The 11,534-nt window shown below is 57.4% G+C and carries 10 protein-coding genes and 1 pseudogene; 6 read left to right on the top strand and 5 right to left on the bottom strand.

Annotated elements, in window-relative coordinates:
* Positions 1-1,223: 1,223 nt before the first annotated feature.
* The 3 genes from QRN60_RS25680 to QRN60_RS25670 form a co-directional block, all read right to left on the bottom strand.
* Positions 1,224-1,628 (bottom strand): VOC family protein, encoded by a 405-nt coding sequence (locus tag QRN60_RS25680; RefSeq protein WP_111785094.1) that lies wholly within the window; start codon positions 1,626-1,628, stop codon positions 1,224-1,226.
* Between the two features lie 147 nt (positions 1,629-1,775).
* Positions 1,776-2,639: an alpha/beta fold hydrolase gene (locus QRN60_RS25675; protein WP_087746475.1), complete on the bottom strand. Its 864-nt coding sequence runs from the start codon at positions 2,637-2,639 to the stop codon at positions 1,776-1,778.
* A 177-nt stretch (positions 2,640-2,816) separates the two neighbouring features.
* Positions 2,817-3,719 carry a LysR family transcriptional regulator gene (locus QRN60_RS25670; RefSeq protein WP_162686279.1) on the bottom strand — a complete coding sequence of 301 codons (903 nt, stop codon included), beginning with the start codon at positions 3,717-3,719 and terminating at the stop codon, positions 2,817-2,819.
* Positions 3,720-3,820: 101 nt separating this feature from the next.
* On the opposite strand from QRN60_RS25670, the gene QRN60_RS25665 reads away from it, so the two are divergent.
* Entirely contained in the window at positions 3,821-4,447 is a 627-nt protein-coding gene (locus QRN60_RS25665) for an NADPH-dependent F420 reductase (RefSeq protein ID WP_087746471.1), read from the top strand.
* Between the two features lie 199 nt (positions 4,448-4,646).
* Here QRN60_RS25665 and QRN60_RS25660 read toward each other — a convergent pair whose 3' ends face one another.
* Positions 4,647-5,603, bottom strand: a complete 957-nt coding sequence (locus tag QRN60_RS25660; protein ID WP_087746479.1) for an NmrA/HSCARG family protein — start codon at positions 5,601-5,603, stop codon at positions 4,647-4,649.
* Positions 5,604-5,632: 29 nt separating this feature from the next.
* Here QRN60_RS25660 and QRN60_RS25655 point away from each other — a divergent pair, with 29 nt between their 5' ends.
* From QRN60_RS25655 to QRN60_RS25640, 4 genes and pseudogenes are all read left to right on the top strand, one after another.
* On the top strand, positions 5,633-6,613 hold the full coding sequence (locus tag QRN60_RS25655; protein WP_236773446.1) for a LysR family transcriptional regulator: 981 nt from the start codon (positions 5,633-5,635) through the stop codon (positions 6,611-6,613).
* Positions 6,614-7,062: 449 nt separating this feature from the next.
* Positions 7,063-7,701 carry a GntR family transcriptional regulator gene (locus tag QRN60_RS25650; RefSeq protein ID WP_087746469.1) on the top strand — a complete coding sequence of 213 codons (639 nt, stop codon included), beginning with the start codon at positions 7,063-7,065 and terminating at the stop codon, positions 7,699-7,701.
* A 2-nt stretch (positions 7,702-7,703) separates the two neighbouring features.
* Positions 7,704-8,873, top strand: coding sequence for a M20 aminoacylase family protein (locus tag QRN60_RS25645; protein WP_111785095.1), 1,170 nt, complete (start codon positions 7,704-7,706; stop codon positions 8,871-8,873).
* 114 nt (positions 8,874-8,987) lie between these two features.
* Positions 8,988-9,881, top strand: a pseudogene (locus QRN60_RS25640) (alpha/beta fold hydrolase).
* A gap of 76 nt (positions 9,882-9,957) precedes the next feature.
* Here the strand turns inward: QRN60_RS25640 and QRN60_RS25635 are convergent.
* Positions 9,958-10,767 (bottom strand): SDR family NAD(P)-dependent oxidoreductase, encoded by an 810-nt coding sequence (locus QRN60_RS25635; RefSeq protein ID WP_087746465.1) that lies wholly within the window; start codon positions 10,765-10,767, stop codon positions 9,958-9,960.
* Between the two features lie 31 nt (positions 10,768-10,798).
* Here QRN60_RS25635 and QRN60_RS25630 point away from each other — a divergent pair, with 31 nt between their 5' ends.
* A complete protein-coding gene (locus tag QRN60_RS25630; RefSeq protein ID WP_087746463.1) occupies positions 10,799-11,185 on the top strand; it encodes a winged helix-turn-helix transcriptional regulator in 387 nt (128 codons plus the stop codon).
* The last annotated feature ends 349 nt before the right edge of the window (positions 11,186-11,534 follow it).

Raw genomic sequence — 11,534 nt, 5'->3', positions numbered from 1 at the left:
CGTGAAGGAGGTCGATGATGATTTCTAAGACGGACGCTACGGAAGCTTTTGTCTGACGCACTGTTCGAGGCCGTAAAAGAAATGCATCTCTACAGTCAGGTTGGAGATGAATATTCCATAACGGATAACGGCAGCCTTGTTCGCGAATATCAAGGTCGCTGGCCAGGCGATCGCAAGATGACGTCGTACGTCGTTACATGCCTTTGCGCGGGTTCTGCTGGCGTGGCGGTGACATTGACCAGTGATCTACGAGACTACCGCAAAAATCGCTCGTTCTATCGCGCGATTTTTTGCGAGCTTACAGGTACTGTCAAATCAGCCGAAACTATAAGCACCTGAATCTTAGTGGCCGTTGCCAGGCTTGGCGTGTCGCCGACGCGCCATCGAGACGATATGGCTGCTGCGGCATCTGAACCCGGATCCAGATCGATGACGATAATCAATGCCGGGCGCGACGCAGCTCGCTGAACGCCCGCCGAACCGTTCTTGGAAAGGCGGGCGCCGCCATATGCCTTACGGCCATTGACCGCTAATTATGCAACCAATCGCTTCCCAACCGCTGTACTCATACCACGCGTAATTAGGATCTTTGCACCCCTGCGCAAAGCTGGCTGTTTGCACCATGGATGGTTTCATCGAATGCTGGCTCTCGGACGGCGCTGTAAGACGCGGGATCGATGCGGATGCGTTGGATATCGCGAATGCCACGGCCGCGGTGGCAATAAGACTAATTCTGAATTTCCTCACGGTTAATCCTCTCGGTTGCCAAGCCCTACCAACTTCAACTCAATGGTCTTCGAAATGTCAACTGTGGTTGTACTGTCTGCGGAGATGACCCCATTCACGCCGGACAGACGGCCTAGCAGTCCGAGCATCAAGGCGCTGGTATGGTTCCTGGGGGAGGTCTTTGTCCTCCCAGTGATCGAGGATATCATATCGCGTTTATTTCTAAACAGTGGCTCAAGTTAGGAGAAGCTCTTCCAAGTACCAGCTGCTTTGGCTGCCATAGAAGTGCCTCCCCCGTTCTCAATCCAGCGTATCTGTAAGCGGGCGGATTCTGCCGCCATCAGTCTCGACGTCCACCGCATACAATTATTTCAAAAAGATAGTGGGGCACTTAATTTGAGATTCTAGCTTCGATGTTGGCGCTTAATGTGAGTCTAGCCGCCGAGAAAACATGGTTGCCGGCGGCCCAGCTTCATCATCACGGATACTCTCTGTGACTACGGCGCTCCGTTGATCTCGACGACATTGAAGTCGGGGTCACGGAGGTAGAGCTGTGGAAAGCCGGCAAGGCCGTTACGAAAGATCAGCAGACAATGTGGATCGCCCTGAGGCAGGTCTTCGCGGAAACCAAGTCGCATCAGTCGATCGACGGCGTCGTCGAAATTGTCCGTGCGGAAAGCGAAATGCCAGTCGTTACGATCGACAGCAGGGTTCTGTCGGAACGTGCCTTCCGGATATTCGACAAGATGCACTTGTAGGTCGCCACACGCCAGCCAGGCACCGCTAACGGAAAAACTCGGCCGCGCGATCTCGGTGAGGCCGAACGCGTCGCGATAAAACGGCAATGATTTACCAAGGTCGGCGGTGATGATCGATACATGATGCAACGCAAGCAAAGACATGGCTGCCCCCTAACGATACCGCAACGTCCTACACTACCAGAAGCCTGCCGTGCATGCCATCGGAGGGGCTAGGCCTGCACTACAACGCTAATGCTGATGCGGCCAAGCCACCGTCCGGGTTGGTCGGGTCTTCTTCTCTGCGAACGCTCATCGTATTCGTGCGAAGAATGCCTCAATCTGGTTCGCAACCTCATCAGGGGACTCTTCTGCCATGTGATGTCCACTTTCGATACCATGCCGCAGCACGATCCGGTCGCTCCAGTCCGACCAGGGGTCTGCTGGGTCTCCGTACAGCCTTTCCATATCGTCCTGCCGCGACCAGAGAACTCCCAGGGGGCATTGGAGGTGTCTATCAGACTCCTTGTCGCGTTTGTCATCGTCGTAATCAAACTCAAGTCCTGCGCGATAATCAGCAAGCATGCCACGCACCACCTCAGGGTCTCGGGTGGCGGTGAGGTAATCCCGATTATTTCCTGACCCAATGGCTGCTTCCGCAGGATACCAAAGTTCGGGATTGCTGCGGATTGCAGCTTCAGCTTTTTCGCTTTGCGCAAAAAAGAACCAGTGCCACCAGCTCTTTGCAAAGCGCCAATCTGCGCGGCTCAAGACCTCGTAGATCGGAATGCCGTCCATGACGACAAGGCCGGACACACTTTCAGGAAAGTCCATCGCCAGCCGAAATGCGCGATACGATCCACGGTCGTGGCCCGCGATCCCGAATCTGTCGTGACCGAGAATTGCCATACACTCATGTAATGCCGCGGCCTTCGCTTTTCCCGAACTATCCGCGAGTGTTTTCGGCTGATAGCTCCGCCCGAACCCGGGCATGTCTGCACAAACAACCGAGAAATGACGCGCAAGTCGGGGAGCCACCCTGAACCAGGTCGTATGCGTTCTCGGGTGCCCGTGAAGAAGGAGGATTGGGAAGCCGGACCCGCCATGCCGCAAACGAATCTCGCCATGCGATGTGGTTACATACTGTTCAGTGAAACCTTCAAAGAAGCCGGCCATCGTCTGTCCTTCAATCAGGTTCCTGTTCACTCGCCGGAAGACGGAGTGTTCGCACACAATTCCAGCCAGACCTTTGGGATCTAGGTTTCGAACCAAATCGACCCTCTACCCCGGTAATGAGTAGTTCGTTCGCTCGCTATCTGCGGAACTCACCAGTTGCCAGAACTCCCGCCTTGTCTAGTCGGCGTCAACCTTCCCGAATTCGTCCAATAGCGCTTCGACGAAGCTTTGTACCTTGGCGGTAGGCCGGCGCCCGACGGGGTAAATCACGTGCATTGGACGAGACGGACCCTCGTGGTCGGGCAGCACCTGGACAAGTCGCCCGGCAGTGATTTCTGCGTTCAGCACACTTTCCGGCCCCAACGTGATGCCATAGCCTGCGATCGAGGCATGCAACAAGGCCTTCCAGTCGTTGCTACGGATTCTACCGCTGATACGCACCTCCTCGCTTTTGCCGCTGCGACTGAACCGCCAGCGGCAGGGAGTCGAGGACGGCCCGTCGCCATAGGCAAGGCAATCATGCTGCTCCAGATCCAGAGGAATTCGAGGGGTGCCATGCCGGATAAGATAGTCCGGAGACGCACATGCAATCAGCCGATAGGGAGCGAGAGGAAGCGCGATCAGCGATGGGTCTTCGACCTCGCCGATCCTTACCATCACCTCGAACCCCTCCTCCAACGGATCAACGAAACGGTCGTTGAGAGTAAGGTCTATTCGCATGTCCGGATAGCGGTCGAGATAGCGCGTCACGAACGGCGCCAGACTAAAGGCACCGAAGGTCACCGGAGCATTGACCCGCAGCACGCCTTTTGGCTGGGAACGCATATCAAGTGCAACGGATTCAGCCGCCTCGACGTCTGAAAGCAGCTGCTTGCAGCGGTCATAGAACGCCCTTCCCACGTCGGTCAGACTTTGTCGCCGCGTCGTGCGGTGAAGTAACGCCGTCCCAAGTCGGTCCTCCAGGAACACAACATGTTTGGCGACCATTTGGGGTGACATTCCCAAGGCCTCTGCTGTGGCGGCAAAAGAGCCCAGGTCGGAGGCTTTGACAAAAACAGCCATGCTCGAAAGTTTGTCCAAGATTACCCCCTTACAGTTGGGAATGTCTGCTTGCATTGGCGATTTATCTCAATGTGGCACTCAATTAAACCCATGTTTGCGAAATCAATCGGAGAAACATCATGAAAATTGGAATCATAGGGGCGGGCATGGTTGGCCGTGCAATCGGCAAGCTCGCTGTCGCTTCGGGCCATTCTGTAATGTTGAGCAATTCGCGCGCTCCTCAGACCCTGTTCAGCCTGAGCCGCAGCATTGGCTGCCAAGTAGGAACGGTGGACGAGGCCGCGGCTTTCGGCGAACTCGTTATCATCGCAATTCCACTGGCAGCCTATCGGTCTATTCCGGTTGAGCCACTCGAAGGCAAACTGGTGATCGACACGAACAACTACTACGTCGAACGCGACGGCAACATTCCAGAACTGGACGCAAGCGAGACAACGACAAGCGAAATGCTGGCGCGTCACCTGCCGCGCTCACGGATCGTCAAGGCGTTCAATGCGATCGTCATGGACGACCTCGAAAAGGGTGGACGACTGGCAGGATCATCTCAACGTCGAGGCCTTCCTTTGGCCGGCGACAATTCCGCCGACAAGGCAGTCGTCGCAATGCTCTATGACCAGTTCGGCTTCGATGCAGTGGATGCCGGCCTTCTTGCCGAGGGATGGCGATTGGAGCGCGGCAGGCCGGTTTATTGTGTCCCGATGGATGCCGAGCGCCTCAAAGATGAGCTTGAGAACACGATCCGCTAGTCGGGCGGGCAAACAGCTGAGAAGATTGCCGTCGCCGAGATCCTTCGCTTTCGACATCCTGCGGCTTGATAAGGTTCAGGCGGAAGCGTCGCCCCGAAGGGATCCAACCCTGCGAGCGGCTGAGTTTCGAAGGCGTCGGGAGGACACTACAGGCAGGATGACGGCCACCCAGGTTACGGTCGCCGTCAATCCTTAGCGGCTAGATAATGCCAAACGCTTTTCGATCGCCGTTCCAGTTCGTCGTCCTGAGGAACTGCTCCCAACTCAGGCTTGCTGGGTTGATCCGTCGGCTCCATTCGAGATCACGGTCCTTGCGGAAATAACCCTGCTCTACTGCATATTCCGCCATACCGATGATCTCACGGACGAGCTCCTCGTTCCTCGCAAACTCGGGAAAGTGGTCTACCAGTTCCTTGGAGCTATAGGCGGAGGCGTAGACGGCCTTTTTCCCGGTGACGCGGGTAAATGTCTCGATCATCTCGGCCGGAGAGAGGATGTCGCCGATGACCGGTAGGGTATGACCGGTATAGGTGTCCGGGTGATCGAAGATCTCCAGGACCGCTGGCCCGGTCGCCGTCAGCGGATCGACAAACGGAGCTTGAAAATGCTCCGGCAGGTAGACCGGAAAAACCAACGCGTCGCCGTCCTTACGCGGAACATAGTATTCGAGCAGGTTGGTGTAGAAGAATGCGAGCTGAATGAACGAGCTTCGGATCGGAAGACCACGGATGTAGGCCTCCACCCTTGCCTTGTCCGTGAAGTGCGGCGCGAACTTCGTTCCACCTGTAATGCTGTCGACGTTCTCCAGCGAGCTGAAGACGACGTGGCCGACGCCGGCCTGAACGCAGGCGTCTGCAAGCTCCTTCCCGATGTCGAACTCATAGCCCGCTGGCGGGACGACACCTGGCGTCATCAGGAAGGCCATCTGCGCGCCTTGGAATGCTTTGACGAGATCCTTGCCGTGATTAAGCGCGAGAGGTACTTCGACAAGCTCGGCGCCCTGTTCAGCCAGCCGAAGCGCCTCGGGGGAATCGATACGGCTCGTAAGGGCACGCACTCGGTACCGCCCGCTCCCCAACAGGGACTGGGCGACGCTGCGGCCCTGCTTGCTCAGGCTGCCAGCCACCACGACCAGGGGTTTGCTTTCGATCGACATATAGACCTCCATCAGCTGTTGGAGCTTCTTTGACGCTCCTTGCGGAAATGGTCATCGCAGCTCGCAACGTATCTGTGAAATCGATTCCTTTTGGTGCTACCATCCAGCAGATGGATACATCTCGAATAGACCTCAACCTCCTAGTCAGCCTGGAAGTTCTTCTCGCAGAGCGAAACGTCACGAAGGCGGCCTCTCGGCTTGGCCTGAGCCAGCCAGCGCTCAGCGCTCAGTTGAACCGTCTCCGCGACCTGTTCGAGGACCCGCTGCTGGTTCCTGCCCACCGAGGCATGATTCCGACGGCGAAGGCGCTCGAGCTGCTGGAACCACTGCGGGCATCGCTAGACCAGTTCCGCAAGATGCTTCAAAGTCATGACATGTTCGCCCCGGAGACCGCGGAGCTGAAGGTGGCCATCGCCTGCACGGATTATGTCGAGGCCACTGTGGCAATCCCTCTGATCCTGGCTTTGCGCGCGCAAGCTCCCAGAATACGCGTCGCGGTTCATCGCCTGAACCCACCGGCATTGGCCCGGCAACTTGCAGACGGCGAGGTCGATTTCGCCATCGCCACTCCTGATCCAAATCATCAGGACCTTCGCACTCAGTGCCTGTTCGAAGAGAGCTATGTTCTCATTGGCCGGAAAGGGCATCCGCGGATCAGGGAGGCGCGGACGGTGGAGGGTTTCGCCGGCCTCGAACAGGTGATCGTCTCTCCGTCCGGCGGAAGCTTCACTACGCCGGTCGATGCCTTACTGACGGCACAGGGCTGCCAGCGAAGGGTTGCTGCCTCGGCGGCCACCTTCCTGATCGTTCCTGGAATGGTTGCGTCCAGCGACCTCGTCGCCCTGGTACCGCGACGGCTACTGCGGACCGCCGGGCCTCCACTCGACGTTATGGAAGTTCCGTGGCTGTCGGAAAGTTTCGAGGTGGCGCTGATATGGCATGAGCGCAGCCAAGGACATCAGGGCCACCGCTGGGTACGCGAACTTGTTCAGCATCTGACAGCCGGCTAGGAAGGGTAGGCAAGCTGGACAGCTTCGGTTCACAGATTTGGATTTTGCTGGCCCAAACCGGATCGCCGCAGAGGCTTGAAACATCGGGAGCGGCGGCTACGTCTCCTAAACTTTCAGGTCTCGAACCAATTCGAACTTCTGACGCGTAATCAAGCGGACCACATGCACAGGTCTGCCGACCAGCTTAGTTGGGAAAAAATAAGCTAACTGCGTTCTTGCCGTGAGGCTATCCGCAGCCTCCGACACTCCACGACGCGCTCGCCGAGCTTCATCATAACTCACGAGGGCGCTTGAGAAACAGCTAATCAAACTGGCATGCGGTTGGTTCGCCGGGCCCATAACACGTTCGAGCGACGTAAAATCGGAGTGAGTGGCAACCAGGCCATTACTTCAGTCTTCCGCATGTACCGCTGCTTGACAGCCCAGCATTTTTATTATTGGATACAATTATGATTTCGGATACTGAAAAGACTCAGTCGGAAGCGGCGACCGACAAGATTAGGACGCTTATCCTGAGTGGGACATATCGTCCCGGTCAGCCACTTAGGCAGGAAGCCTTATCGGGACACTTGAGTATCAGTCGCACTCCTCTCCGGCACGCGCTTCAGTCACTCGCCGAGGAAGGGTTAGTCGAGGCAGTCGGCTTCAAGGGAGCACGTGTTGCACAACCTGATTTGCAAATGGTGCGCGATCTGTTTGATATGCGCCTTCTGCTGGAACCGCTTGCACTCAAGTCTGCGCTTGAGCACCATACAAAGCTTGATTTCGCCAAGGCAGAGATGGCGCTCGATGCAGCTGACGCAGAACGCGACCTCTACAAGCTCTCCCAGTTGAATTGGGAATTCCATCATGCGCTCTACCGTCCGTCAGGCCGGCGAACGCTCATGAGGACCATCGAGCATCTCAACAGGGCATCTGCTTTTGCGGAAACGATTGCGAAGTCCATCGTTGTCAGATCGGAGAAATCGGCTGCCGAGCATCGCGAACTGCTGCAGGCCTGCCGCAACGCGGATGCGGATGGCGCAATTGACCGCCTGACGGAGCATCTCCAGCTAGCCTATCGCGACATTCAGAACACGGAGTACTGACTGTGCCGGTCATCAACAGGATCGCAGAATTCCACGATGAGATGAGCAAGTGGCGGCGTCATCTTCATGCCAATCCAGAACTTTCATACCAAGAGCATCAAACAGCAAAGTTCGTCGCTGACAAACTTCGGTCCTTCGGGATCGAGGTCAGCGAAGGCATTGGCGGAACCGGCGTCGTTGGCATCCTGTACGGGGGTCGAAGCGGCCAACGCTCCATTGGTCTGCGCGCTGACATGGACGCGCTCGCGATTGAGGAGCGCAACGATTTTGGACACCGTTCGGTAAACATGGGCGTCATGCACGCTTGCGGGCACGATGGGCACACAGCCATGCTGCTGGGTGCCGCCCGCTATCTTGCCGAAACCCGCAATTTTTCGGGCCGGGTTGTTTTCATCTTCCAGCCTGCAGAGGAAATGGGCGGCGCGGATGGCGGGGCGGCTCGAATGATCCGCGAAGGATTGTTCGAAACCTTTCGATGCGACGAAATATACGGCTTGCATAATTGGCCGGGAATGGACATCGGAACCTTCGCGGTTAAGGCCGGCCCGATGATGGCGTCGGGCGATAGCTTTGAGATAGAGGCGTCCTCCAAGGGCATGCACGCAGCGCAACCACACAAGGGCGCTGATGTCGTTCTGACGGCTGGCCATATCCTTGTTGCGCTTCAGCAGATAGCGGCCCGAAACACTGATCCTCTCGACGCCCTTGTCGTCAGTGCAACGCAGATCCATGGTGGGGACGCTTACAACGTCTTGCCGAACACAGTCACCATTCGAGGGACGGTGAGAGCTTTCTCTCCCCGAGCACGCGCGGCAGCGGAATCGGCGCTTCGCCGCGTCGTCGAAGGTATAGCGTTGTCGACAGGTGCCCACTGCAAGGTGTCGTACGCTCAGCAATATCCGACCCTCGTTAACTCCGAGCCGGCGGCGCAAGCGGCCGAAGCTGCAGCATTATCGGTATTCACTAAGGTCGAGACAAACCCGCCGCAGACGATGATTGTCGAGGACTTCGCCTTCATGCTTGAAGACCGCCGCGGATGCTACGGGTGGATCGGAAATGGCCCGGATGACAATGGCCGGATCCTTCACAGCGCGTGGTTTGATTTCAATGACGAGGCCCTGCCTTTCGGGGCTTCCTATTTCACCGCAGTCGTTGAACAGCAACTGCAATGATAACCCGCGTGCGCACCCTCTTCTCAGCGTCCGGAAAGCTAACCAAACCGCCGCCAAAGGGAGGCGCTCGCAAAGAGAGTGCGTCACGAAGCAGTTCCAGATGCGAGGACCTCCATGCGAACAGCCAAAACCAAAACACTCGAAATTGCTTATTTTGAACACGGCTCGCCCGAAGGTTGGCCTGTGGTGCTGAGCCATGGGTTTCCGTACGACATACACGCCTATGACGAGGTGGCCCCTCGCCTGGCGGAAGCGGGAGCGCGGGTGATTGTCCCGTACCTGCGCGGCTTTGGTCCAACGCGCTTCCGGTCCAGCTCCACGATGCGCAGCGGTCAGCAGGCTGCTCTTGGCAAGGACGTCATCGATCTGCTGGACGCTTTTGGTATCGAGAAGGCCATTCTCGCCGGCTATGACTGGGGCGGCCTTGCTTCATGCGTTGCATCGGCACTGTGGCCCGATCGAGTGGCCGGCCTGGTCTCCTATGCGGGTTACGACGTTATCGATGTGAACCGGCTCGGCCACGCCTACCAGCCCAGCCTCGAACAGGCTGTCTGGTACTAACATTTGTTTCAGCACGAGCGCGGCCGCGAGTGCTTGGCTCTCCACCGCCGCGATTTGTGCAGGATCCTCTGGAAGCAGTGGTCGCCGACCTGGGCGTTTGACGACGCGACGTTTGACCGGACAGCGGCCTCTTTCGACAATCCGGACTTCGTCGATGTCGTCATCCACTCCTATCGGTTCGACTTCGGGAACGCAGCGGGAGATCCCGCTCTGGCTGATCTGGAAACGCGGTTGGCCGAAAAGCCACCCATAACCGTCCCCGCGATCACTATCGACGGGACCCAAGATCCGTTAAAGCCCGGCGGAACGGCTGATCATGCCCCCATGTTCAAAGCACGACACGAGCATCGAGTGGCCGGGTGCGGACATAATCTGCCCTGGGAGGCGCCACATGATTTCGCCGACGCTATAACAACAGTTCAAGGTTGGTGCAGTTTCGCGTCCTAGAGGCCGCAATCGGTTCGTCGGACTTGGAGCGGCACCGACTGCCGATCCGTGGGCGTGGCGCTCCTTTCGTATCCGTCTAGAGGCCGGGCCACATTCCTCCATCAGGCCGCAGATTCGCCCCGGTGATATAGCTCGCACGCGGGCTCGCGAGGAAGGCGACAGCATCGGCAATTTCTTCCACTGTGCCAACCCGCCCAATTGGCACTTGCGCGAACATTGGCAGTGCGACCCTTTCGACTTCGGGCCATGGTGCATCTGGCGCAAGCCCTTGCGTAAGGGCCGCCTTGCGGAACGCTTCATCAAGACTGGCGCTGTGAATCGTTCCGGGCGAGACTGTATTCGCCGTAATGCCTTCACGTGCGACGGCCTTTGCCAACGAAGCGGTCATCGCAATCATCGCCGCCTTTGCTGCGGCGTAGTCTGGTTTTTTGGACGGAGGCATCAAACCCGCGAGGCTTGAGATGTTTATGATCCTTCCCCACTTCGCAGCCCGCATGTTGGGCAGCAAGCGGGATGTCACCCTTACGGCAGCAAGCACATTCCGGTCATATCCGCTCGCCCATGTCTCGGTTCGCGTCATCGACCAATCCTCCAATTGACCGGAGCCACCGGCATTGTTGATGAGGATTTCTACAGGTCCAACGAGAGCCTGCGCTTCATTGACCAGGTGCTCGACGTCGTCGTCTTTCGTCAGATCACCGACAACAGCAACTGCGCGCCCGCCTCGGCTACGGACGTTGTGAGCAACCTCTTCGGCTTTATCCCTGTTTCGACCATGAACGATCACGATTGCCCCTTCGCGAGCGAGCGCTTCAGCGATTCCTTCGCCAATGCCCTTGCTGCTGCCGGTCACCAAGGCCACCTTACCGCCGAGTCTTAGATCCATCACGACCTCCCTTCTCACGAGGACGCAACTAATGGACAGCACCGTGAATGAGGCAATTACGCACTTAAAAGTGCCTATGGAATTGGAAGACGATCGAAACGTCTGCCTCGGCCCGGACGGTTCGGTCGCTCACGTAACGAGAACGCTCAATATGGTCGAGGGCCGATGGAAACTTCCAATCTTGTTCCGCCTTTTTGAAAAGGCTCCAATGCGGACGTCGCAGCTATTGCGGGATATTCCGGGTGTTTCGCAGAAAATGCTAACGCAACATCTTCGAGATCTCGAAGACGATGGCCTCGTGAGGAGACACGATTACAACGAGCAGCCTCCACGTGTTGAATATGATCTTGCAGCTTCCGGCCGTGATCTGATGCCGGTTCTCACCGCAATGAGGGACTTTTCGCGCCGACATCCCTGATTGCCTGGGAAGAGCCGAGCCCGCGGAAGCCGAATACGCCATTGCCCGAGTTCATTCAGGAGGTACACCGCCCCCGCTGCAGCGCAGTTATGCTAACGCGCGTACACCAATTCGGACGGGACCATGTCGATCATTCAGAGCCGATGGCGCTCCTATTCAAATCCATGGAACAAAACAACAATCTGTTGCTTTTTGCTTGTTGAGATCGCGTGCTGTGTCAACCGGACGTGACAGGGATGACGAACGCGATGATTTTTCCGGTTTCTCATCGCGGCCAACGAAACGGCAGCCGAGCGTCTTACCTGTCCGGCCCGCGCCTCGTCCCCGTCCTCATCCGAGACGGGAGGCG

It is taken from the genome of Agrobacterium sp. CFBP2214 (genome assembly GCF_030209895.1).
Classification (GTDB): domain Bacteria; phylum Pseudomonadota; class Alphaproteobacteria; order Rhizobiales; family Rhizobiaceae; genus Agrobacterium; species Agrobacterium radiobacter.
This window is presented reverse-complemented; position numbering and strand designations above follow the sequence as displayed.

Bases quoted from the DNA above. Each gene is read 5' to 3' on its own strand.
- QRN60_RS25680 (WP_111785094.1), bottom strand. From the start codon at position 1,628: ATGTCTTTGCTTGCGTTGCATCATGTATCGATCATCACCGCCGACCTT.
- QRN60_RS25675 (WP_087746475.1), bottom strand. From the start codon at position 2,639: ATGGCCGGCTTCTTTGAAGGTTTCACTGAACAGTATGTAACCACATCG.
- QRN60_RS25665 (WP_087746471.1), top strand. From the start codon at position 3,821: ATGAAAATTGGAATCATAGGGGCGGGCATGGTTGGCCGTGCAATCGGC.
- QRN60_RS25660 (WP_087746479.1), bottom strand. From the start codon at position 5,603: ATGTCGATCGAAAGCAAACCCCTGGTCGTGGTGGCTGGCAGCCTGAGC.
- QRN60_RS25650 (WP_087746469.1), top strand. From the start codon at position 7,063: ATGATTTCGGATACTGAAAAGACTCAGTCGGAAGCGGCGACCGACAAG.
- QRN60_RS25635 (WP_087746465.1), bottom strand. From the start codon at position 10,767: ATGGATCTAAGACTCGGCGGTAAGGTGGCCTTGGTGACCGGCAGCAGC.
- QRN60_RS25630 (WP_087746463.1), top strand. From the start codon at position 10,799: ATGGACAGCACCGTGAATGAGGCAATTACGCACTTAAAAGTGCCTATG.